Consider the following 22,119-nt stretch of genomic DNA (forward strand, 5'->3'; position numbering starts at 1 on the left):
CATCGGCGCTGTCCTTGGGTTGGGTTGCACCTCCAAGACTACGCCTTTCCCGGACTCCTGCCGCCCCATGCCTCGCGCTGATCACCTACTGAAATTGTTGGTTTTGGACCGAGGGATGATCAAGGCCAAGAACCGCCATGAAAACCGACATCTCCATCTACGATTTTCTCGCCCTCGGCCCCGAAGCCTTTCGCATCCTGGGCGGCGGGCGAGAAACAAAGGAGAACTCCTTCGCGGCACATAATCACACGGCACGAAACAATCGATCAAATCCGCTGTTCCTCGGTCAAGATGGAGCTGATGAGTGGGGACAGATGATGCGCGCATTTCGACAAATCTATGACAGCCTGCCGCCAGTGATTGAAATCCCGCCGGATTTACACCGTCGGCACGTTGAGGTTGTGTTTCTTGAGCTTGAGGAGAATGAAGTGACGGGCGTTGTCGCGAGCGCTGACTGGCCGGCGGGTTTGTATGAGCGCACGGCCGGCGCCTGGCAAGGCGAGTTGTCCGCGAGCCTCAGGGGGAGTACGAGCAACGTCGGGAGATGGAGTGATGTGGCTTCCGGATACCAATGTCTGGATTGCTTATCTGAAGGCGCGTGAGTTTGGTCGAATTCCCGCCGAATTCCAGCGTGCCGGTACGCCGATCGGTCCTTACGATCTTCAGATCGCGGCGATTGCCTTATCCCATGGTTTCACACTTGTGACGCAAAATATCGACGAATTCAGGCGAGTTCGGGGGTTGCGATACGCCGGAAGACTTTGGGTTGTTGGCGGTTTATGCGAGTCTGTTGGCGTTGATCAGGGTGGTGTCGAGTTTGCGCTATGAGTTGGCGATTCCGTTGCCGGAGGGGAGGATGATATTGAGATTAGAATTAAAGCAGTCAATAACCCCCGAAAAACTATCGGGATGAGCGAAATGAAAAATTATATTTTTGCTAAAAATATATATGATCTTGATGAATTAGTTGAAATTGATTGGTTGCCCGAATTTGAAGAGATTATGGATTATAATATTAAAAACAAATTAGGTTTAGATCTGGTAGTACATGGCAGCTACGGTGATTTCACTTATAATAATTTTAGCGATCTTGAGTTAACAGTAATCTTTAATAAACCTTACAACAAAATTGATAAAAAAAGCGCAATAAATATTATAAATAGAAAAATACATAAATTATGCATAACTGTTGATCCGCTACAGCATCACGGCCCTTTTTTTATAACATCAAAAGACATCTTATGTTATAAACCTAAAAGCCTTCCTTTAGAAGCATATCAAAGCTGCTGGTCTCTGCGCGATGTGAATATTAAATTTCATCTTAAAAACACAGATTCAGAGTTTGAAGAAATATCAAAATGGCGATATCGCAAAACAATTGATGCTCTTAGAGAGCCAAAAAAAAGTTTTTTCAAACATGGCAAAAATTTATACTCGATAAAAAGAATGTTAAGTAACTTTTTTATGATTCCAGTTTATTCAGCAAACGCAAACGGGATGCGTATAGAAAAAAGGGAAGCTATCGAGCAAGCGGCTAACATCTTTCCTGATTATTTCATTATGGCACTTAAATGCGGAACCGACATTCGTAGTTCTTGGCCAAAAAAAAATAATCTTCTCTCTTATATCAGAAAAAAGATCGTAAGAGATCGAATTCCACAAGGAAATTTTGATTTAGTCTCCACAAAATTTTTCAGAGAAAAAATTATAGAGCATAAAATAGAAGAAGATTTTTTACCTCTTCTGAATAAAGCAGTTAAAGAAATTGAATGGCGGCATCAGTGAAAATAATAAATCCTCCTGCGCGATTGAAAAAAGAAGAATATTCTGAAGCATTAAATCAATATCTAAATCGATTTCAAAATGCTTCTGGGATAAAAGCATTAGCCACGATGGGTAGCGTGAAAGCTCCTGGCCTCTCAGACCTTGATGTTATCGTTGTTGTAAATGATGATATACTCCCATTAAGCGCAAAAAAACTTTCGACTAAAGGCATAAATGATAGTATTTTTTTACATGGCCCGATAGTGATTCCTGAGTCTCTAGTAAGCGAACTCCAGTGGATTATATACGCCACCAACATACAAGTAATTTGGGGTAGCGCCAGCTTTCCAAAATTCAGCGATTTAAAGTATAAATATCAGAGTTTTCTTGCTGGTTGTTATCTTGTCGATTTTTGTGAAAGCCGCATGCTGCAATTTTCTGCCATGCGAACTTCTGGAATAGCAAACAAAAGAGAGTGGCTTACTAGAATTTGGTCTGTCACTCATAGCATTGATATTGCAATCGAATTTCTTGGTTACCAAGCAGATGAAAACGCAGCTTATCTTTTTGATTTAGTTAAAGCGCCCCGAATAAATTGGCTTAACGGAGAGGAAGTAAGTGACAAACAATTTATTGAATCATTAGACGCAGCAGAAAAATTGAATGAGATTTTATTTATCGCTGGACTTGGTTTTTTATATAAAAAAGAAGTAGAAAAAATAACAGATAATCTATTTCTTCCACCTAAAAAATTTATTTTTTCAGATAATATTGATTACATTCGATACACGGCTAAAACAATTAGATTTCTCAAAAAAAATATTACAATTTGGTCATGCGTTCAAGACAAAAGATATTTCAAGCATATTTGTGATTACAGGAAATTTCAAGATTCAAATAGCTGTTTAGATGCAAAAAAAGAGTCTATACAAAAATATGTTATGTGCAAAAGAGCAAAGACTATAGGAAAACACTGGAAATGGATTAGAAAATATGCAAAAAAAATTGGAACAATGTCTGGTTATTTGGGTTACTCAAATCACGACCCAATCTCACTAAAATATTTTGCAATTAGATTGCTTATTAAAAAACTTAACTTTTTTTAATGCATATCCTCATTTTGCCCTCTTGGTACCCAATATACCCCGGCGATATCAACGGCGTCTTTTTTCGTGAGCAAGCTCTTGCGTTGGCTAGGCACGGTCATCAGGTAGGCGTCATCACTCTAAACCTCCGCTCTTTACGGCAGTGGAGAAGTGTTTTTACCGGCAGGCATGGCGTTCAATACGAAATTGATGCCGGCATTCCTACACTCCGCTTGCATGGTACGGCTTGGTTTCCAAGGCTGCTGCCCAAGGCGAGCGCCTGGCTCTGGCTCAGGCACGGACGACGACTATTTGAGCAGTATGTAGCGAAGTATGGCAAGCCGGATCTGATCCACGTTCATTCAATGCTCAATGCCGGCGTGCTGGCGCAGGATATCCAGCAGCGATACCGCATTCCTTATGTCGTTACCGAACATTTCACAGGCTATGCGCGAGGCACTTTGCGACCAGCACAACTGAGGATTGCCGCTACTGTCGCGCGCCACGCAGCGAGGCGCTTGGGGGTGAGCCAACCTCTGTGCGACCTGTTGCAGCAACAGCTCGGCGCTGCCGCAGGTATTTGGGAAGAAATGCCGAATATCGTCGAACAACGTTTTTTAGCGCGCCCACTAGCTCGGCGCGTCGCGCCTGATGAAAATTTTCGATTTGTTTGCGTCGCACTTCTAACAGAAAAGAAGGGAATCCATGATCTGCTGCAAGCGTTTGCAAAGCAGTTTGCGACTGATGCACAAGTCACTCTTGATATCGGCGGCGATGGGGTAGAACGCCCGCGTTTAGAACAGCTCGCTGCTCATCTTGGCATTAAGGATCGCGTGCGATTCCACGGCGCACTCAGTCGAGATCAGGTCGTTGAGCTCATGGAAGCCGCTGATGCCTTCGTCTTAGCGAGCCGTTATGAAACCTTCGGTGTCGTCGTGATTGAAGCCTTAGCACTGGGAAAACCGGTAATCGCTACACGCTGTGGTGGTCCTGAAAGCATCATTCGGGCGCAGGATGGCTTGCTTGTTCCCACGAGAGACATCAACGCCTTGGCAGAGGCTATGCAGCAAATCCGGGAAAATGCTGGATGCTATCAGGCCGATGTCATTCGCGCTGACTGTGCGAGTCGCTACAGCGAAAAAGCCGTTGTGGATCGACTGACTAAAATCTATCAGCACGTTATTTATCCGCATGCCTGAGATGCAAAAACTGTGAAAGCACAAGACCTCGGTTTAAAGGGGCTTGCACGCAACATCGGAGCAACTTTCTCGCGCCAGATTGGGGCCAGCTTATTGGGTTTGGCGACTACGGTAATCATTGCTCGTCTCTACGGACCAGAGGGTAATGGTGCTTTTACTATCGCCTTGCTTTTGCCATCCATGCTGGCAACTTTCCTAAATCTTGGAGTTGCACCAGCTAATGTGTATCATCTTGGCTCAGAACAAATCACAGTACGCCAAATTTTATCTGCCAATTTACGCATTTTTTCTTTATTTAGTGTGCTCGGCATTGCTATCGGCGCTGCTCTTCTGCTCTGGAAGCGCGAGCGTTTTTTTCCCGGCATTGATCCTCGTATTCTTTGGCTTGCGCTGGCTACATTTCCAATAAGCTTACTGAATAACTATCTGCTCAGCGTATTTCAGGGGCTGCAACGATTTCGCCCCTATAATATCCTCGCCATCGTTCAGCCTGGCGCATTACTCGTATTTGTCATCGCGCTGATAATACTGGGTAATCGCGATCTTGCCTTGCTGGTTGGCGCACAGTTTTTTGCTCAGTCATTGACGCTGATCTTGACTGTTAGATGGCTGATACCTTTGCTGGGAAGCAAGGATATGCCACCCCTAAAAAGCTGCGTCAAAAAAACGCTTAGCTATGGCTGGAAAGCACATCTGAGCAATATTCTTGCGTTTATCAACTATAAGATTGATCTTTTTCTGACAAATATATTTCTGGGGCCTGCCGCAGCGGGTATCTATGTCATTGCTGTAGCTTTAGTCGAAAGACTCTGGATGATCTCACAAGCGGTCAGTGCCGTGCTTCTTCCACGCTTATCTCAACTAGTAACCGATGAGGACAAGCGCCGCCGACTTACGCCACTGGTCACCCGTTGGGTTTTAACCGCTACTCTTATTGGTGCAGTATTTGTCGCCATTTTTTCTGATCTTTTGATTACTTGGTTATTTGGGCGTGACTATAGCGATGCACTATTACCCGTGTGGATTTTGTTGCCCGGAATTGTGATGACATCTGCATCCCGCATATTGGCTAATGACATTGCCGCGCGCGGACGACCTGAGCTGAATATGTATACTTCTGTTTTAGTTGTTGTTGTGAATGTCGTTGGAAATCTTATTTTAATCCCTCATTATGGATTACCCGGCGCCGCAGCAGCAACAACGATTGCATATACGCTAAACTTGCTGCTGCGCTTGATAATTTATTCTAATTTCACAGAGAATTGCTTTTCAGATTCACTTGTAATTAAATTCAGCGATGTTCGCCTGCTTTGGTCTGCAATCCACAAGTGATACTGGGAGGCTAAACGCCCACCTGAGCGAGGTCGAACGCATGATCTACCAATAAAACCACGCCCCCGAAACCGCCACCATCAGCGGCTTTGCCGAATGTTTTCTCCGTCAAGGCGAAGCACACGGCGAAGCGCGCGGCGAAGCCCGTTTTCTGCGACAACTGCTCAAGAAAGGTTTCGGCGCACTCCCCGAAACCATCGACCGGCGCATCGACGCCGCCGATGCCGAAACCCTGGCCATCTGGTTCGACCGCGCACTCGAAGCCGACCGCCTGGAAGACATCGTCCACGATTGAGCACAGACTGCCAGCCATCCGCACCTACAGCAGCAACACCAGCGATGCCCACACTTCTCAGCCCCACCAACGACTACGTCTTCAAACGCGTCTTTTCCGAAACACCCGAACTGCTGGGCGCGCTGATCAACGATCTGCGCCCCGATCTTCCCAAGATCACCTCCGTTGAAATCCTCAATCCCAACATCGAGCCCAGCGAGCTGACCGGCAAATACATCATCTTCACCGCCACCGAGGCCGAACGTCAGCAAGCGCTTTGGCGCTTCGAGATGCGCGACGAGACCCAGCCCCAAGTCTCGCTTGGAAATATCCTGCAGATGAACCTGGTCGAACTCAACAAAGCCGACCGACTTGGACTTTCACCAGGACCGCTCCGCGCCTGGATCACCTTCTTTAAAACACTGGCAAGAGGATCTCACCATGGCCGCGATCACCCACGAACCCGTCCAACAAGCCATGCACCGCATCCGCCAACTCAGCGCCGACGAAGAAGCCCGCCGTCTCGCCTTTGTGCGCGAACGTGCGCTGCACGATGAGGTCTCCTTTCTCAATGAAGCCAAGCGCGAAGGCCTCAAGCAAGGCATCGAGCAAGGCATCGAGCAAGGCATCGAGCAAGGCATCGAGCAAGGCATCGAGCAAGGCATCGAGCAAGGCATCGAGCAAGGTCGTGAACAGGGGCGTGAACAAGCGCGCGAAGAATTGGCTTGCAATCTTCTGGCCATGAACCTCCTAACCGATGAGCAGATTGCAACCGCCGCCGGCTTAACGCCCTCAGCGATCAAAGCGTTGCGAGATTCCATTGGGTGAACCTGCGGCGAGATCCTGGCGAAAAACAGGCTCTCGCGCCCGCACCCTGATCGACACAGCCATCGCCGTTGACGCACCCCATCGACGATCAGGCCGAGGCTTTCTATCGCTGTTTCGGGTTCGAAACGACACCTTTGCAAGGCCGACAACTGATGCTGCTGCTCAAGGACGCGCGCCAGTGTGTTCGCACCCAAACCCAGCCCACTCGCCCGGCGCCGCTCCCCGGATGCGCTGATTGAGCGAGGCCGGTAAAGCGGCATGACGACACACCTGCTCATCGCCACCCCCGACAGCCCCGCAGCCAAACGCGACTCCAGCCTCGGCATCATCCTCGGCGAATCCCTCGGCCTGCCCTGGCGCCGCGAACGCTCGCCCGCCGACTAGCCGCCGATCTGCTCAAACGCCGCTCCATTCCCCAGGCCGCCCGCACCCTGCACGGCACACTCGACGCCTGGCGCTGCCACGACCGCCACGACCCACACCGCCGGGGCCTCGATGACATCATGGACATCAATGAACGCGCTGGACGCCCGGTTGCCTTCTACTTCATCCCCGAGAACACCCACCCGCGCCTCGACAACCGCACCAGCCTCGACCAGCCCCGGATGCGCGCCCTGCTGCGCGAAATCCACGCGCGCGGCCATGAAATCGGCCTCCATCCCGGCTACAACACCTACCGCCACCCCGACGCCTACGCCCGCTCGGTCGCCACCCTGCGCCGCGTCCTCGACGCCGAAGGCATCGACCAACCCCAACTCGGCGGACGCCAGCACTTCCTGCGCTGGGAGACCCCCACCACCGCGCGCCTCTGGGACGCCAACGGCCTCGACTACGACACCACCCTCAGCTACGCCGACCGCCCCGGCTTCCGCTGCGGCACCTGCCGCGACTATCCGCTCTACGATCTGACCAACCGCCGCCCCCTACGCCTGCGCGAGCGCCCGCTGATCGTCATGGAATGCTCGGTCATCGCCGAGCGCTATCTCGGTCTCGGCTACAGCGAGCAAGCGCTCGACCTGATGCAGTACTACCGCGACACCTGCCACCGCTTCCAGGGCGACTTCAGCCTGTTGTGGCACAACTCGCATTTGGATAGCGAGGCGGATTGGCGGTTTTATCGCGCGTTGTGTGCTTAGTGGATCAAGGACGAGGGGCCGGCATTCCTCCATTGCATCGACAATGCGCATGCATTACCATTTCTGTCATCGATGGTTTTAATCAGAGAGCGCCGCCATGCCCGCCACCCTTGAGGCCGAATCCACCTTGACCGCCCGCTACCAAACCACGGTGCCGGAAACCGTGCGCCGCGCCCTTCAACTCAGCAAGCGCGACAAGATCCACTACAGCATCCGCGCAAACGGTGAGGTCGTCCTGACGCGTGCCCAGTCCGATGAGGGCGATGATCCGGCGCTCGCAGCCTTCCTCGGTTTCCTAGCAAAGGATCTCGCTAATCACCCTGAACACTTGCAGGTGATCGATGCCGGCCTCGTCGAACGATTGCAGGGAGTGGTCAGCAATATCGAGATCAATCTCAATGAGCCCCTGCCGGATGAGGACGCATGAGCCCGGATCAGCCCGCGAGCCTGGTCATTCATGGCTGGACAGTCTTTGCGCATCCGTTCTTCCTGGCTCAGATTGAAACCTTGGCGCAGCAGGTTGACGCCCTGAAGCAGAAAGATCCGTCCGGTTACCTGAAGAAAAATGCCACCAAGCGCCTGGCGGCGATCACCAAGCTGGCCTTCGAGGTCATCCCGCAAGATCCAACTCGGCTGGAGTACCGCCAAGGTGGCGCGCTTGGCGAAGCGCACAAGCATTGGTTCCGGGCCAAATTCTTCCAGCAGTACCGGCTCTTTTTCCGCTACCACGCGCAAGCCAAGATCATCGTCTACGCATGGGTCAACGACGACAAGACAAAACGCGCCTACCAGAGCGACAACGACGCCTACCGAATCTTCCGCAAGATGCTCGACAGTGGCCATCCACCCGATGATTGGAGCCAGTTGGCGGCCGAAGCTCGCGTCGAGTGGCAGCGTTTACAGTCGTTCGTTGACCGCGAGGCTTAGGTAATAAGCACCGGTTCATCGCCTCGATCTGCGCCGCAACTTGCACCGCGACACGGCGGACGATCAGTGGTTCTATCAAGCACCCATCGGCTCGGACGAACGCTCGCATTGATATGATCAAAATCCTCACCGTCATCGGCGCGCGTCCTCAGTTCATCAAGGCCGCCGTTGTCTCGCGCGCCCTGCGCGGGCAGGGGCCGGATGTGCGGGAGTTCATCCTGCATACCGGGCAGCATTACGACGCCAACATGAGCGATGTCTTTTTCGATGAGCTGGACATCCCGCGTCCGGATCGGCACCTTGGCATCGGCGGCGGGACGCACGGGCAGAATACCGGGCGCATGATCGAGGCCATCGAGGCGGTGCTCATGGCCGAGCAGCCGGATTGGGTGCTGGTGTATGGCGATACCGATTCGACCCTGGCTGGCGCCCTGGCGGCGGTCAAGCTGCATATCCCGGTGGCGCACGTCGAGGCGGGGCTACGTTCCTTCAACCGCCGGATGCCGGAGGAGATCAACAGGATTTTGACCGATCAGGTCGCGGATCTGCTGTTCACGCCGACCGCATCGGCGGTGGCCAATCTGCGGGCCGAGGGGATTGCCGCCGAGCGCATTCGTCCGGTTGGGGACGTGATGTATGACGCGGCGCTTTTCTATGCCGAGCGTGCCATGGCACGGAGTACCATCCTCGATAGGCTGGGTGTGATGCCTGGTCAGTATGTGCTGGCGACTGTGCATCGCGCTGAGAACACCGATGATCCCGAGCGCTTGCGGGCGATTCTGCGCGGTCTGATGGCGGTGGCGCGCGAGCGGTCTGTCGTCTGCCCGCTGCATCCGCGCACCCGTGGCGCCATCGAACGTCTGGGCATGCTCGATGAGATCGGGCGCGCCCTTATCCTCTGCGAGCCGCTGGGCTATCTGGACATGGTGATGCTTGAGCGTCAAGCCGCCGTCATCGCGACCGACTCCGGGGGCGTGCAGAAAGAAGCCTTCTTCTACCAGGTGCCCTGCGTGGTCTTTCGCCAGGAAACAGAGTGGGTGGAGCTGGTCGAGATCGGCGCGGCGCAGCTCGTCGGTGCTGAGGCTGAGCGCATTCAATCCGCTATCTTGCTGAATCCGCCGGAAGCGGAAGCGGGAGAGGCATCTGTGGCGATATTTGGCGAAGGCGAGAGTGGGCAAAAGATCGCCACGGCGTTGAGGCAGGGCTAGAAAGCAGCGTTGTAGTTCTGTTTGGCATTGCATCCTGCAGCAGGGTCAATCGGTGATCGCTTCAAGGAGTCCTGCCAGCTCGCGGGTACTTTCGCGGCGGTCGAATCGGGCAAGATCTACGGCACCCGCTTGGCCGACCATCGCCATGGTTCGATCCAGTGCGATAGCGATCCGTTCTGCTGTATGCGGCGGATGAGAGATGATGACGCTGGGTGCGTCGGCAAATTCACGCGCGATGATGGAGCCATTCGGAACCAGGCAGAGCGTGGGTTTACCCAAGGCGAGATAGTCAAAAATCTTGGTTCCCAGGCCGTTGATAAGCCCGTTTGAAACCAAGCCGACATCCGCCCCGGCGGTCAGGCGCAACACCTCCGCATAGGGGCTGTAAGGCAGGCATATGACCTGATTTTCAACACCGGCACGCCTGGCCGCCGCTTCGATGATGGCCTGCTCGCCGCCGACATAGACGAAATGCAGCGCTGGTCGCTCACTCAGGCAATGCATCAGGGCATCGACCGCGTCGGGGGTGTAGATATGGAACTGCCCGGTCATGATGAGCGTCGGCCCGGTGTTAAGCCTTTGCGGTTCGATACGGGTGAAATCCGCCGGATCGAAACCATTGTGAATCGTCGAATACTTTTCCCGCCATTGAGGGAAGAGTTCGGTGTATTCATCTTCAAGCTGGTACGTGGCAAAGACGACCCGGCTGGAGAATTGGATTGAGATGCGCTCGATCAGTCCAAGGAAGCGCTGGCGCAGGCGGGCACGCAAACGGTCAGGACGGCGACCATCATAACCGTGATTGATGCTCCAGGAGTCTCGGAAGTCGAGAAGTGTTGGAATATGCAGTAGCCCTGTCAGTGGAAATGTTAGAAGAAAAGGATGAAAGGGGCTTCCGCAGAGATAAACAGCGCTGATACCGCGTCGATGCCTCCAGGCGAAGATGAGCGCAAGCAACGGGTGCAGCAACTTCATGAAGATCACATGGCCAGGGAAACGCCAATATGGCGCGCGTATGATGCGGGTTGCGGCCAGATCGGTCGTCAGGCGTGGGTCATCTTGCAGCTGGCGTTCGCCATAGTAACGCGGATCGACTGTCATGACCCAAGGTGTCCAGCCGGACGATGGCAGATATTTAGCGAATTTGCTTGAGCGCAGGCTGCTAATCCCCGCGTAAGGTGGAAAATAATAGGCAATAATGAGCAATATTTTTTTTTGCATATCTTAATCTTGCGCCAGTCTTCCATAGAAGCGAATCCAGGCGTCAACTCCAACACTTTCCTCAAAAATCGCTATCGCTCGATTTCTTGCTGCCTTTGAAAACCGCATCCAATCTTCCGGCTCAAGCAGTTTGCGGGCCGCCTGTGCGAATGCCTCAAGACTATCCGCAGGACAAAGAATTCCAGTCTTTCCATTCGCGACCACTTCCGGCAACGACGAACCATTCGTCGCTATAACTGGAGTTCCACAGGCTTGAGCTTCGAGCGCCACCAAGCCGAAACCTTCGAGTCGAGTCGGAAACAGCAAAGCATCCGCTTCGCGGTAAGCATTCACAACCGCTGCTTCACTCTCCAGATTCCCAATAGAAATCATGTTATCTGGCAAGTCGGAAATTCCGATATTTTTTGGCTCTCCGGTATAGCGAAGCTCGAAATCCGGCCCCAGGATCTGCATAATCCGGGGTAACAGGTCAGCACCCTTGCGGATACTTGGCTTACCGATAAACAGCAGGCGAAACGGATGATGGGGATGGTGGCGTGAATCAGGGCAAAAGACCTCTGTGTCGATCCAGTTATACAGAACTGCAATGTCTTGACGGCCAAAAAAAGCTAATGCCTGATCGGCCGTGTACTGACTGACAGCGGTCACAGCCGTGGCACGTCCGATGCTATAGGCCTCGCATGGCTTGACCCAAAAGCGATGATAAAGCGTGCGTAGCCAATTTTTGTAGGGTTTGTAAGCGGGGTCGTGCACGCTGCTATGCAGCGTCACGACTAAGGGCAGACCTTTTGGAATGAACCGGCGATGCAACCAAGAGTTGATATGGACGACCGTCGCCCAGTCTGGAGGCTGTGGTATCGCCACTGACCAGGGCGCGTACTCGGCGCGATGCGGCAGCCAGGTAATCCCGGCACGAATACCCCGGTCGTTCAAAGCTTTGGCAAGCCGGATGGTAAAGACATCCGCGCCTGTTCCGCAGCGAATGGTAGGAAACCAAACGCCCAAAGGGCGACTGTCGTGATTGACTGACTGGGCACTCGTTGGCTTTTTTGTCTGCTCAAAAAGCCCATCTTCTAATTGATTTGGTGTTTCTTGTATTTCCATGCATTTGATTTCAAGTCCGTTGGCCGACACCCCTGCGACAGCAGTCAGTCGGGATGCGGAAAGTAGTACTTGCCCTGCTCGATCAATCGCAGGGCGTGCGGCGTTTTGTCGACATAGTAATGCCCCTCTTCGCGAATCTCACGGAAATTGGAGATGCCAATGGGGAGTTTCTTGCGCCTGCGCTATCTGACAGCGGGAACGTCTTCGTACAGCGTCTCCAGGGACACCTCAACATCAATACATGCAAGCCGCAGACTGCCTTGGGTGATGCGCTCGCATCCCCAGCCGTTGGTGCGGCGGTACATTTCGACTGCACAGGCGTTTTGATCGATGAGCAGATACTCACGCAAACTGGGGATGGTCTGATAGGCAAAGAACTTTTCGCGCCGATCAAGCCGCGCGGTTGACTCCGACAGCACCTCGACCAGCAGGCAGGGGGAGCGGCGGTAGTAGGTCTCGCGGTCCTCCGGGTCGCAGCTCAGCAGCAGGTCGGGATAATAAAAGATGTCTTGGTCGGCGATCCGAAGCCGCACCTTCATGTCGTTGGCGAAAAGTTGGCAGGGCGTACCGCGCAGCCGGGGGCGCAAGAAGGCATAGAGGTTGCCAACAATGAGGCCATGCCGGTCGCTGGCGCCGGTCATGGCATAGATTTCACCGTCGATGTACTCGTGGCGGATATCGGCGCCATCCTCGGAAGCAAGGTAGTCATCGACGCTCAGATGAAACTGTCGGGCGAGGTTGGTCATGGAGCGCGCATCCCCTTGTTGATCGATTGGTGACTTTCAGCCTGCCGCCCGATTCTACCTCGAGCCAGCAAGCAATGCCTTTGGTTTCACTAAACCAGGGTCGCATGTGCGCTCTTAGCGCACTGACCGCACGTCGTCGAACAAAGCGGAAAACGCCCGCGCACTCGCGGCGCGGGAAAAGTGCATCAGGGCATGCGCCTTCCCCTGCTCGGCGAGCCGTTGCGCCAACCATGGCTCCTTAAGCAGTCGGCGCACAGCGGTGGCGATCTGGTGCGGGGCGCGCTCATCAACCAGTAAGCCGGTTTGCTCGTGGATAACGGCATCAGGAATGCCGCCCAGGCGGGTGCCAATCACCGGCAGTCCTGCCACCTGCGCTTCCAGAAAAGTCAACCCCTGGGCTTCGACCTGGCCATTGGCGGCGGTGCGCGAGGGGCCAACGAAAATATCAGCGGCGGCCAGCCATGAGCCGAGGTCAGCAGGAGCGACCCAGCCGGGGAAGTGGACGCAGTTGTCCAGATGGAGCGCCTTGACGCGCCGCTCCAGGGCCGAGCGCTCGGGGCCGTCGCCGAGAATGACGGTCGTGATGGCCGGGTAGGCGGCGCGCAGTTCGGCCGTGGCGTCGATCAGATCCCCGGCGCCCTTTTCCTCGACCAAGCGCGCGACGAAGATCAGCAGCGGCCCTGGGTCGCGCCGATAGCGCGCCCGCAGCACGGCGCTTTGCTCGCGTTGACCCGCACTCAGTGCTGCGGTCACCACGCCCATGGGAATCCGCCGGAGTTGGCGCGGCGCCGGGACCAGTGCGCGCACCCCCTGCTCGGTGAAGGAGCTATTCACCGTCACCGCATCCGCGCGTTGCAGGACAAAGCGCTTGAATGCCCGCATCAGTGGGGAATTCAGCCCGAACAGATCGCCGCCATGCACGGTCGTTACATGCGGCACACGGCCAATAGTGTGGCTTAACTGGCCGACAACCCCCTGCGGCAACAGCCAATGGCTATGTAGGATGTCATAACGCCGGGTCGCCAGCCGGCGTGCGAGAGCGAGCAGTTCGGCGGCGACCAGGGCCGGGAGCTTGAGTCCTTCCGATGGTCGGCGACGCAGATTCACCAGGGCGCCGCCCTGGTAGCAGACCGTCTGCTGGCTGGCGGGCCAGAGGTAGCGAAAGCGCTCGACCGACACGCCATCAAGCACTTCGGTGGTCGCCGCGCCAGGCGCATGGGGAGCGAGAACATCCACCTGCCAGCCCAGCGCCTGAAGATCCTGCGCCAGATGCAGCACAAAGGGCGCGGTGCTGTCGCCGCTCCAGCGCGGGAAGGTTGAGGTGACGCACAGGATACGGCCTGTTTTCATGATGGTGAATGTCCTACGGCAGGCGGGTGAGTGGTCATCATTCAACATTGAAGTTAATGCCAGTTTGCCATAGTCCCGTTGCGGGACTATTCTTCCATCATGAGAATCATCGCAATCAGCCACCTGAAAGCCTTCTGGGAGCAATACCCAGACGCCCAGCAACCGCTCCTGGCCTGGATCGACGAGGCCAAGAAGGCCGAATGGCAATCGCCAAGCGACATCAAAGAGAGGTATCGCCACGCGAGCATTCTCAAGAACCGCCGTGTCGTCTTCAACATCAAGGGAAACGACTACCGGCTCGTTGTGGCCCTAGCCTATCGCTTCGGCGCCATCTATGTGAAATTTATCGGCACACACCCTCAATACGATGTGATCGATGCCGAAACCGTTGAAATGGAGTAAGGGCCATGAATATCCGTCCGCTTCGTAACGATCAGGACTACCGTGCCGCGCTCAAGGCACTCTCACCGCTGTTCGACAATGAACCAGAGGCAGGCACTCCTGAAGGCGACCACTTCGATGTCATGCTGACCCTGGTGGAAGCCTACGAAGCCAAACACTTTCCGGTCGATCTGCCGAATCCTGTCGATGCCATCAAGTTTCGTATGGAGCAGTCAGGGCTGACCCCGAGCGACCTAGCCCCGGCGATTGGGCGCACCAATCGGGTTTACGAGGTACTGAACGGCACGCGCTCACTGACATTACCGATGATCTGGAAGCTTCACAGTCAGTTTGGCATTCCGGCGGAAAGTCTTATCAAGCCAGTGCGGCGGGCTGGCACCTAAAAATGATCGTTGGTCCTCAATCGCCTTCAACTCGTCATCAAGCAAGTCTGAGCTGGGCGCCTGTCAACGCAACATCGCAGGTGTTACGCGCAGCAGAAGTCACGCCATGGACTCCATTCGCGGGCATGAGAACCTAGTGATGCTTCCCTGTGTTTGGATCATTTGACCCCGTTTGTTCGGCGCCGCCTACCACGCATCCCTTCATGCCGAGCGACGACTCGGGTGGCTGGCGTTGCGACAATTCCAGCCTCCGTACCCGTTCCAGCGTCATCTCCAGCAGCTGGCGATTGAAGGAGATTAGGTCAGCCACCAGGCCGATCAGCCAGGCAAAAACGCCGATCAGCAGCAGCACGCCGCCGAGTTGCAGGGATTGGATGTGGCCGGCACCGTCGCCCTGGAGGTAGAAAAACAAAAACCGCAGAATCGGCAGCAAGCCTAAGCCAATGAGCAGCACACCGAGAAAAAAGAACACCCGCAGCGGTTTGTACATGGCATACATGCGGGTCATCGTGATTAGCGATTGGCTGACAAACTGCGGAATACTGCGGAACAGTCGCGAGGGTCGCGCAGTGGGGTTGGTGCGAACAGGCACGGAAACGACAGTGAGGTCGCGCTTGCCGGCTTGAATCACCGTCTCAATGGTGTAACTGAAATTGGACACGATATTCAACCGCAAGGCCGCCTCGCGCGAGAAAGCGCGAAAGCCGCTCACGGTATCCGGCACATCCACCCCAGCCAGTCGGCGAACCACGGAACTGCCGAGTCGTTGGAGAAATTTCTTCAATGGCGAGAAATGCGCGATCCCATCCGTGCGGCGATCCCCAATCACCATGTTCGCCTTTCCCTGGAGAATCGGAGCGACCAGCAAGGCAATATCAGCACCGACGTATTGATTATCCGCATCGGTATTCACAATGATGTCGGCACCCTGTTGCAGACAGGCATCCAGACCATTGCGAAACGCGCGCGCCAAGCCTTGGTTGTGCTTATGATGGACAATGTGATGGACGCCGTTTTCAAGTGCCACGGCAGCGGTGCGGTCAATGCTGCCGTCGTCGATTACCAAAAGCTCAATGCGGTCGATCGCAGGTATGGCGCGCGGGATATCAGCCAAGGTGGCTGCAAGCGTTTGCTCCTCGTTATAACAAGGAATCTGGACAATAAGTTTCACGTTGTCGGAGTACCTGGCAAACCATTTGCACCGTGTTCTTTATTCGCAGCTTCGCGAACGTTAGCTGCAAGTTCATCAAGTAACTTTTCAGTCATAAAACGATCATACCCAACAATGCGCCGGCGCTCGATAGCTGCGAGCGCTTCATCGTAGCGATGTTCCTTAAGCAAAAGATGAATCTGCATTTGGAGTATGGGTAAAGTCTTTGGCGCAAGACGCTCGGCCTCGGAAAGATGGGAATAAGCGGTAGCAAGATCGCCCATCTCTTTTGCAAAATAAGCCACATGAAAATGTGCATGAACTTGGTATTGCCAAGAGGAATACTCGGAATTGCCCAGCAATAATAATGGCAATTTAATTGTATCCGCGTAGCTAAGCGGTGGGCAAGCATTTGAAGCTAAAAGCTGCTGCAAGGGATACAGCATATCCAAAATTGCAGTGGTTTTGCGTGCAGAGGAAGCTTCATCTAATACCTGCCCAAAACGCCTTTTTATCTCGTCTTCAGAAGCATGACCACAGCGATAAAGCAGGATTTGCATCTTATTTTCTGTGCAACGCAAACACTCATCCGCTGCTGCATCTAACTGAGGGAGAACAGGACCAATATCCGTCAAAGCATCATAATAGGTTTCAGCCAAATAATTCACCGCCCGCGGGGATTGCGGATGGCGTTTTGCCCAGCCCTCAGCTGCAATTAATGGCTGTCCCCAAATTGATGTCGTTCCGTAAAGAATGAGACCAATAAGTAATGTATAAATCGAAAAAAGCGCCGGCCCCAAGCGCGCGTAGCGCGGCGGGAGCTGCCATGCAATTGCAGCCAAAGCTAAGCAGAAGCCATAAACGGCTAAATAATTTCGATGCTCGAACATCAATTCTAAATGAATCACAGTCGATTCGATCAAATGACCTGTAAAAAACCAGAGCAGCGCAAACAGAGGCCATGGGCTGCGCTTACGAGCTATAAATGCAATTACTGTTATGCTTATAAACCCAAAAGCTGACAGCACCGGTAGTTGCCACCCATGAACAAGCATCACATCATCATGGAACGGACTAAACGCTGTTGGCTGCGGAAAAAAAGTCATGTACAGATATTGCCAAAGCAGCACAACTTCTGTTTGGAGACGTTCGAATGACGACCAACCTCGAAATGCGCTGACACTAAACCAATCGCGATAAAAGGGCGAAAGGTAAACAAGCAACGTAAGCAACGCTAACCACAAAATGCCCCGCCTCACCCAACGAATTTGACTCGGTGCGATCAACTTATTCAGCAGCGCAGTATCAATAACTAATGCATAGACAGGAAAGAGCGCACCACTCTCTTTTGTAAAAAGCGCAAGCAGTGTCCCGACCCCAAGCCCCAGGCCCTGAATCAGCAAGGCACGGGTTGGCTGGTTAGATTGCAAAAAATACCCGTAAACAAAAACCACTAATCCCGTCAAACCGAACAGCATCGACAAGCTGGTCCAGCGCTGTACGGTGATAAGGCTAGTCGAAGCTAAAATTGGCATAACCAGCCATAGGCTTGCGGCACCAAACGCCGCCCAATAGGATGTACTGAACGACGTTTGATCGCGCAAACGCAGAATCATATATCCCAAAAAAAACAGTAATGTGCCGTTGATAAGATGAATAAATATATTGACAAGCCGCGCATCAACGCTTGTTGCAGGCCAACCTTTAGCATGCGGAAGAAAACTGAGCAATGCGATCGGACGCCCGAGCGGCCCGCCAGTACCTTCCGCGACAAAGTGCCAAGAAGAATCTAAATTTTCGATACGTTCGAGTTTATCAAGAAAAAAATGATCATCGTAAAACAAACTTCCATGAATTCCTTGCTCATAGACAAAAAAAGTAGCAATTAATATAACCAATAAAGGCGCAATGAACCAAAGACGCGATGTGTGTTCTTTTTGTAGCATATTTTTTCTTTAGCTAATTAAAAAGCCCTGCATAAACAGGGCTTTTTGTTCAAGCAAAAAATTAACTCAGGTCGCTATCAGCGGCAAGATCCCGGCATCAGATTCTTTGGACTACCTGAGCATGCCCATGCTTTAACAGTTCCACTACCAGCCGTACCAGTCAATACTATAGTAACATTATCAGGAACTGTACCTGTTGCCGTGATAACAGGCGCTGCCGTAGTTCCGCTGACAGTCAATCCCTTGGCGTATTGTGTAGCCACGAAACCATCATCGCAAGTAGTGAAGCTAGTACCGCCGCCAGCAATGACTTCTGTTACACAAGTTCGGGCCGAACTTGCAGCCAAAACGATTTCAGAAACTTTGGCCTTCTTTGTGTAGTCCTGATAAGCGGGCAACGCAATCGCCGCCAAAATACCAATGATCGCCACGACGATCATGAGTTCGATCAAGGTAAAGCCTTGTTGATGCTTACGCATGAGAATATCCTCTTCATTCAACGTTGAAAAAAGAAGCCCAAATCACTGATGAGTGACCGAGCCAGGTCCAGGATCGGGCTTCGTGCTGGCTCGCGACACAGAAAGCAGCGATCATGCCAAGTGTCGCCAAAGCCCTAACAAGGCGTCGCGTCATTCAGGCGAAAAAAACGCAATTTCAGCTCTTACCCGCCGCCAAGGGGCGACATCACCCAGACTCGCGGCAATTCCAGGGATCGCCCCCACCCAGTCGTGACAGAAAACGCCGGCTCTAGCGCTGAAGTGCGAGGGCGCAACCCCGTCTCAAGAGGGATAATGAGACGGGGTTACCCTGTCTCAAGGTGGCATCTGAGACGGACAGCCTGGCTCCAAGGCGCCCGATCAGCCGTCAATACTGCCAGACTTGATGCTTGACAAGATTTGGGTGCAATTGCCAATGTCCTGCTCGGGTACCATGCTGGCAACGATGCTGTGCGCGACTTCATGCGCCGCGACCAGAAGCGCGCTGGTTGAAGGGGATTTGACCCGGATTTTTGTTGCAGGAGCTTAGAATGCCAACGATCCACTTCAAAACCGCGATGGCCATCACCGGTTTTAGCCGTGCCACCTTGTGGCGACGCATCAAGGATCATCCAGGGACGAGTGAAACCCTGGGTGAGTCAAAGGGCCTCCTCCATACCCGCATCGACCTCGATAGTGCCCTAACCTGGGCCGGCCTGACGCTGGAAGACGAAGATCGCGCCTTGATCCCCGCCGCCGATGCCGGGGACGCCGCCGCCCAGCGCGAACTGGGCCTGCTGTTCCTGGCGCTTACGCAACCCGAGCGTGCGGCACACTGGCTGCACCTGGCCGCCGCGCAAGAGGATGCCGACGCCATGCAGTGGCTCGGGAAGCTTTATGCGCGCGGCGAGGGTGTGGAGCAAGACGAGACCAAGGCGATTGAGTGGATCAAAAAAGCCGCAGAGCATGGCCATGTGATCGCGCGGCGGCAGGTGGCGGAGCTGGGGCTCTAACCCGTCAAGGTTGGCGTTCGGTCAAGAAGCTGCCGCGTCAGAAAAGGGATTAAGCACTGACACGCCACTGCGCTCGACATCCTTCACATTGCGGGCACATTGCGGGTCACCAGGGTCAAGTCATGGACCTGGGCCGTCGCGGCCAGCAGGCCATCGATCACCGGCAGCGCATCCGGCACATTGTTGCGCGCCCAGCGCTCCGCCACGGCCATGCTGATGGGAAGAATCCGGTCGGCGAAGTCGGTCTTGATCGAGACCAATTGCTGCGTCAAGCGATCAGCCTGCGCCGGATCGCGACGCCGCAGGCGTTCGATGCCTTGACGCACCTCGCCAATGACCAGGACCGAAAGATAGAGATCGCGCACTTCGACGCGGTCGTACCAAGCGCGCACGCTGGGATCGGCGCGCTCGCCCTTTTGCAATTCGGACAGGATATTGGTGTCGATCAGGTATCCCATTGCGGAGCGCTCCGACCGACATCCCGGGCACGATGCAAATCCTCATCACTGAGGCCCTCGGTCAATCCCGCCAGGCGGCGCTTCAAGTCGTCGTCTGTCCTGAAGGCATTGGCGGGAGGGTCATCCATCAGCAACAGCACCCGCAGATGGGTGCCGTCCTGGATGGTTTCCGGCACGCGAATGCTGTGCTGCTCGACCGTGGCTTCTAACTCGATGGCTTGCATTAGCGCCTCCAGAAATAACCTGTTCTTTTATCGCGCGATACCGCACATTTGGCTTGAGATTCAACATTGCGCGCGAATTTACGCTTATTTTGCGATACCCAAGAACACTGCTAGACAACGATCAACCTCCACCATCGCATTCGCATCAATGCGCCCGAAGACAGCTCCGATCTTGTCGCGCCTCACCGTCACAGCTTTATCCAGCATCACCTGTGATGGCTTTTGCAAGCCATTTTCCGGGCTAGGATCAATGGTGATGCGCAATAGCGGCGCATCAACAAGCGCGCTGGTAAGTGGCAACAATGTGACAGTCCCGTGCTCGCTGAACTGGTCAGCTTGGATGACCAGCGCAGGTCGCGGTTTGCCGAAATCGCCCTGCATGGCGACGGTGACGAAATCGCTGCGCATTTACTCAACCCAAGCATCCAGATCAGCCAAGGCGTCATCCAAGAGCTGCTGCATATCCGTGTCGGCCATGTCCGATTGGGATACAAGGCGAGACTGGCGGCGACATTCTTCGGCAAAGTCTGACCGTCGCGTATCCGGCACCCAAATTTGCACCGGACGAAGTCCAACCCTGCGCAGTGCATCGCGGTGCTTTTGAACTCTTGCGTTCGTGCTTGCCATGTCGGCCTCCTCGATTTGTTACATGAAACATACTCTACCCCCATATTTCATGCAAGATCGCGACCCTTGCGTTGATGCGGTTACTGCAACAGGCCATGGCCGCAGCCGAGTGATGTGGGCCGTTGGTATAGTGGTGACCATCGGCGCGATCGAACGCGGTATCATGCAGCAACAAAAGCGCAATGCCGTGTTTGCGCGGGAACTCGGAAAATGGTTCGACCAGGTGCTTTCCCTTTACGCTGAGCGGATTTTGCCCATTGATCGTTCGGTGGCACAGCGCTGGGGCCTCCTCCATACCCGCATCGACCTCGACAGCGCGCTTGCCTGGGCCGGCCTGACGCTGGAAGATGAAGATCGCGCCTTGATCCCCGCCGCCGATGCTGGGGACGCCGCCGCCCAGCGCGAACTGGGCCTGCTGTTCCTGGAGTAATTAACAGTTGCTTGATTTCTTCCCAGAGCTGTCTATAATTATTCAATATAAGCAGCTACTACAGCATCGGAGAATTTGCCAAGCGGATTGGCCGCTCGGTGCAGACCGTGCGGCGCTGGGAGCGCGAAGGGAAGCTCGCGGCCAAGCGCCATCCGTCCGGGCATCGCTATTTTGACGAAGCGGATGTGCGCCTATTGACGGGTGGCGCTCCGGAGAAACGCGACGTCGTGGTTTATTGCCGGGTTTCCAGTGCTGGACAAAAAGACGATCTCGCCTCGCAGGTGCAAGCGATGGAAACCTACTGCCTGGGTGCGGGAATCGCAGTGGATGAATGGATACAGGAAATCGGCGGCGGGATGAACTTCAAGCGCAAGCGATTTCTTGGTTTGGTTGATCGGATTCAGCGCGGGGAAGTGCGCCTGCTGCTGGTGGCGCACAAAGATCGGTTGATGCGCTTTGGGTTTGATCTATTTGCGCACCTGGCTGATGAAAACGGCAGCGAGATCATCGTGGTGAACCAAGAATCCCTCTCGCCTGAGCAGGAAATGGTCGAGGATCTGCTGGCAATCGTGCAGACATTTTCTTGTCGGTTGTCCGGGATGCGCAAATACAAACAATCGATCAAGGAGGATTTTGCCGCAATGCCTATTCGCCAACCGAAGGACGCCTGCGAATGAAAGTCACGCGGATTTTGCGCGCCAAGCGCCCGAACAAGGGCAAGGTCGCGGCCTTGCGCGACCAGGCGCAGCGGCTCGGACAGGTGCGTACCGAGGTCTGGCAGCGCTTTGGTGCGCTGCAAGGCGTGGGCGTGTCGGATCGCCAGATTCGCGATGCCT

29 protein-coding genes and 1 pseudogene are annotated in these 22,119 nt (G+C 54.1%); 17 read left to right on the forward strand and 13 right to left on the reverse strand.

Features of this window, described 5'->3' with window-relative positions:
* The first annotated feature begins 137 nt into the window (after positions 1 to 137).
* The 6 genes from CKO36_RS14600 (at position 138) to CKO36_RS14625 (ending at position 5,380) form a co-directional block, all read left to right on the forward strand.
* Positions 138 to 602, forward strand: coding sequence for a hypothetical protein (locus CKO36_RS14600; protein ID WP_200285027.1), 465 nt, complete (start codon positions 138 to 140; stop codon positions 600 to 602).
* Positions 553 to 828, forward strand: coding sequence for a PIN domain-containing protein (locus CKO36_RS14605; RefSeq protein WP_200285029.1), 276 nt, complete (start codon positions 553 to 555; stop codon positions 826 to 828). The genes CKO36_RS14600 and CKO36_RS14605 overlap by 50 nt, the downstream gene beginning before the upstream one ends.
* Positions 829 to 909: 81 nt before the next feature.
* Complete coding sequence (locus CKO36_RS14610) at positions 910 to 1,785, forward strand: hypothetical protein (protein WP_200285031.1); 876 nt, start codon at positions 910 to 912, stop codon at positions 1,783 to 1,785.
* Entirely contained in the window at positions 1,770 to 2,870 is a 1,101-nt protein-coding gene (locus CKO36_RS14615) for a hypothetical protein (RefSeq protein WP_200285033.1), read from the forward strand. The genes CKO36_RS14610 and CKO36_RS14615 overlap by 16 nt, the downstream gene beginning before the upstream one ends.
* Complete coding sequence (locus CKO36_RS14620; protein ID WP_200285035.1) at positions 2,870 to 4,048, forward strand: glycosyltransferase; 1,179 nt, start codon at positions 2,870 to 2,872, stop codon at positions 4,046 to 4,048. Before CKO36_RS14615 ends, CKO36_RS14620 begins: the two co-directional genes overlap by 1 nt.
* Positions 4,049 to 4,060: 12 nt before the next feature.
* Entirely contained in the window at positions 4,061 to 5,380 is a 1,320-nt protein-coding gene (locus tag CKO36_RS14625) for an oligosaccharide flippase family protein (RefSeq protein ID WP_200285037.1), read from the forward strand.
* 10 nt (positions 5,381 to 5,390) lie between these two features.
* On the opposite strand, the gene CKO36_RS14630 is transcribed toward CKO36_RS14625, so the two are convergent.
* Complete coding sequence (locus CKO36_RS14630) at positions 5,391 to 5,693, reverse strand: hypothetical protein (RefSeq protein WP_200285039.1); 303 nt, start codon at positions 5,691 to 5,693, stop codon at positions 5,391 to 5,393.
* Positions 5,694 to 5,719: 26 nt separating this feature from the next.
* On the opposite strand from CKO36_RS14630, the pseudogene CKO36_RS14635 reads away from it, so the two are divergent.
* From CKO36_RS14635 to wecB, 6 genes and pseudogenes are all read left to right on the forward strand, one after another.
* Positions 5,720 to 6,482 (forward strand): annotated as a pseudogene (locus tag CKO36_RS14635) (Rpn family recombination-promoting nuclease/putative transposase).
* A 258-nt stretch (positions 6,483 to 6,740) separates the two neighbouring features.
* Positions 6,741 to 6,866, forward strand: coding sequence for a hypothetical protein (locus CKO36_RS20155; RefSeq protein WP_275957860.1), 126 nt, complete (start codon positions 6,741 to 6,743; stop codon positions 6,864 to 6,866).
* A gap of 119 nt (positions 6,867 to 6,985) precedes the next feature.
* A complete protein-coding gene (locus CKO36_RS14640; RefSeq protein ID WP_200285041.1) occupies positions 6,986 to 7,618 on the forward strand; it encodes a polysaccharide deacetylase family protein in 633 nt (210 codons plus the stop codon).
* 97 nt (positions 7,619 to 7,715) lie between these two features.
* Positions 7,716 to 8,045, forward strand: coding sequence for a type II toxin-antitoxin system PrlF family antitoxin (locus CKO36_RS14645; protein ID WP_200285043.1), 330 nt, complete (start codon positions 7,716 to 7,718; stop codon positions 8,043 to 8,045).
* A complete protein-coding gene (locus CKO36_RS14650) occupies positions 8,042 to 8,545 on the forward strand; it encodes a type II toxin-antitoxin system YhaV family toxin (RefSeq protein WP_200285045.1) in 504 nt (167 codons plus the stop codon). Before CKO36_RS14645 ends, CKO36_RS14650 begins: the two co-directional genes overlap by 4 nt.
* Positions 8,546 to 8,658: 113 nt before the next feature.
* On the forward strand, positions 8,659 to 9,753 hold the full coding sequence (wecB, locus tag CKO36_RS14655) for a non-hydrolyzing UDP-N-acetylglucosamine 2-epimerase (protein WP_200285047.1): 1,095 nt from the start codon (positions 8,659 to 8,661) through the stop codon (positions 9,751 to 9,753).
* A 45-nt stretch (positions 9,754 to 9,798) separates the two neighbouring features.
* On the opposite strand, the gene CKO36_RS14660 is transcribed toward wecB, so the two are convergent.
* The 5 genes from CKO36_RS14660 to CKO36_RS14680 form a co-directional block, all read right to left on the reverse strand.
* Positions 9,799 to 10,974 carry a glycosyltransferase family protein gene (locus CKO36_RS14660; RefSeq protein WP_200285049.1) on the reverse strand — a complete coding sequence of 392 codons (1,176 nt, stop codon included), beginning with the start codon at positions 10,972 to 10,974 and terminating at the stop codon, positions 9,799 to 9,801.
* 3 nt (positions 10,975 to 10,977) lie between these two features.
* Positions 10,978 to 12,078, reverse strand: coding sequence for a glycosyltransferase family 4 protein (locus tag CKO36_RS19395; RefSeq protein WP_207161485.1), 1,101 nt, complete (start codon positions 12,076 to 12,078; stop codon positions 10,978 to 10,980).
* A gap of 44 nt (positions 12,079 to 12,122) precedes the next feature.
* Positions 12,123 to 12,239, reverse strand: coding sequence for an AAA family ATPase (locus CKO36_RS14670; RefSeq protein WP_338053496.1), 117 nt, complete (start codon positions 12,237 to 12,239; stop codon positions 12,123 to 12,125).
* Positions 12,240 to 12,260: 21 nt separating this feature from the next.
* Positions 12,261 to 12,824, reverse strand: a complete 564-nt coding sequence (locus CKO36_RS14675; protein ID WP_200285051.1) for a Uma2 family endonuclease — start codon at positions 12,822 to 12,824, stop codon at positions 12,261 to 12,263.
* Positions 12,825 to 12,938: 114 nt separating this feature from the next.
* The gene (locus tag CKO36_RS14680) at positions 12,939 to 14,174 is read right to left on the reverse strand and encodes a glycosyltransferase (RefSeq protein WP_200285053.1); all 1,236 of its coding nucleotides are present in this window, start codon (positions 14,172 to 14,174) and stop codon (positions 12,939 to 12,941) included.
* Positions 14,175 to 14,273: 99 nt separating this feature from the next.
* Here CKO36_RS14680 and CKO36_RS14685 point away from each other — a divergent pair, with 99 nt between their 5' ends.
* The gene (locus CKO36_RS14685; protein WP_200285055.1) at positions 14,274 to 14,576 is read left to right on the forward strand and encodes a type II toxin-antitoxin system HigB family toxin; all 303 of its coding nucleotides are present in this window, start codon (positions 14,274 to 14,276) and stop codon (positions 14,574 to 14,576) included.
* 5 nt (positions 14,577 to 14,581) lie between these two features.
* Positions 14,582 to 14,959 (forward strand): helix-turn-helix domain-containing protein, encoded by a 378-nt coding sequence (locus CKO36_RS14690; RefSeq protein WP_200285057.1) that lies wholly within the window; start codon positions 14,582 to 14,584, stop codon positions 14,957 to 14,959.
* Between the two features lie 133 nt (positions 14,960 to 15,092).
* On the opposite strand, the gene CKO36_RS14695 is transcribed toward CKO36_RS14690, so the two are convergent.
* The 3 genes from CKO36_RS14695 to CKO36_RS14705 form a co-directional block, all read right to left on the reverse strand.
* Entirely contained in the window at positions 15,093 to 16,130 is a 1,038-nt protein-coding gene (locus CKO36_RS14695) for a glycosyltransferase (protein WP_200285059.1), read from the reverse strand.
* A complete protein-coding gene (locus CKO36_RS14700) occupies positions 16,127 to 18,055 on the reverse strand; it encodes a hypothetical protein (RefSeq protein WP_200285061.1) in 1,929 nt (642 codons plus the stop codon). The genes CKO36_RS14695 and CKO36_RS14700 overlap by 4 nt, the downstream gene beginning before the upstream one ends.
* Positions 18,056 to 18,132: 77 nt before the next feature.
* On the reverse strand, positions 18,133 to 18,534 hold the full coding sequence (locus tag CKO36_RS14705; protein WP_200285063.1) for a pilin: 402 nt from the start codon (positions 18,532 to 18,534) through the stop codon (positions 18,133 to 18,135).
* Positions 18,535 to 19,082: 548 nt separating this feature from the next.
* Between CKO36_RS14705 and CKO36_RS14710 the strand changes: the two genes are divergently transcribed.
* Positions 19,083 to 19,544 carry a tetratricopeptide repeat protein gene (locus CKO36_RS14710; protein WP_200285065.1) on the forward strand — a complete coding sequence of 154 codons (462 nt, stop codon included), beginning with the start codon at positions 19,083 to 19,085 and terminating at the stop codon, positions 19,542 to 19,544.
* A gap of 83 nt (positions 19,545 to 19,627) precedes the next feature.
* On the opposite strand, the gene CKO36_RS14715 is transcribed toward CKO36_RS14710, so the two are convergent.
* The 4 genes from CKO36_RS14715 to CKO36_RS14730 form a co-directional block, all read right to left on the reverse strand.
* On the reverse strand, positions 19,628 to 20,002 hold the full coding sequence (locus tag CKO36_RS14715; protein WP_200285066.1) for a type II toxin-antitoxin system VapC family toxin: 375 nt from the start codon (positions 20,000 to 20,002) through the stop codon (positions 19,628 to 19,630).
* Complete coding sequence (locus CKO36_RS14720; RefSeq protein WP_200285068.1) at positions 19,990 to 20,226, reverse strand: hypothetical protein; 237 nt, start codon at positions 20,224 to 20,226, stop codon at positions 19,990 to 19,992. Before CKO36_RS14720 ends, CKO36_RS14715 begins: the two co-directional genes overlap by 13 nt.
* Before the next feature lie 84 nt (positions 20,227 to 20,310).
* Positions 20,311 to 20,634 (reverse strand): type II toxin-antitoxin system PemK/MazF family toxin, encoded by a 324-nt coding sequence (locus CKO36_RS14725; protein ID WP_200285070.1) that lies wholly within the window; start codon positions 20,632 to 20,634, stop codon positions 20,311 to 20,313.
* Positions 20,635 to 20,853: an antitoxin MazE family protein gene (locus CKO36_RS14730; RefSeq protein WP_200285072.1), complete on the reverse strand. Its 219-nt coding sequence runs from the start codon at positions 20,851 to 20,853 to the stop codon at positions 20,635 to 20,637.
* Between the two features lie 49 nt (positions 20,854 to 20,902).
* On the opposite strand from CKO36_RS14730, the gene CKO36_RS14735 reads away from it, so the two are divergent.
* Both CKO36_RS14735 and CKO36_RS14740 read left to right on the forward strand, forming a co-directional pair.
* Positions 20,903 to 21,283 (forward strand): PIN domain-containing protein, encoded by a 381-nt coding sequence (locus CKO36_RS14735; protein WP_200285073.1) that lies wholly within the window; start codon positions 20,903 to 20,905, stop codon positions 21,281 to 21,283.
* Between the two features lie 47 nt (positions 21,284 to 21,330).
* A complete protein-coding gene (locus CKO36_RS14740; protein ID WP_200285077.1) occupies positions 21,331 to 21,960 on the forward strand; it encodes an IS607 family transposase in 630 nt (209 codons plus the stop codon).
* Positions 21,961 to 22,119 lie beyond the last annotated feature (159 nt).

Source organism: Rhabdochromatium marinum, from assembly GCF_016583795.1.
GTDB classification, from domain to species: domain Bacteria; phylum Pseudomonadota; class Gammaproteobacteria; order Chromatiales; family Chromatiaceae; genus Rhabdochromatium; species Rhabdochromatium marinum.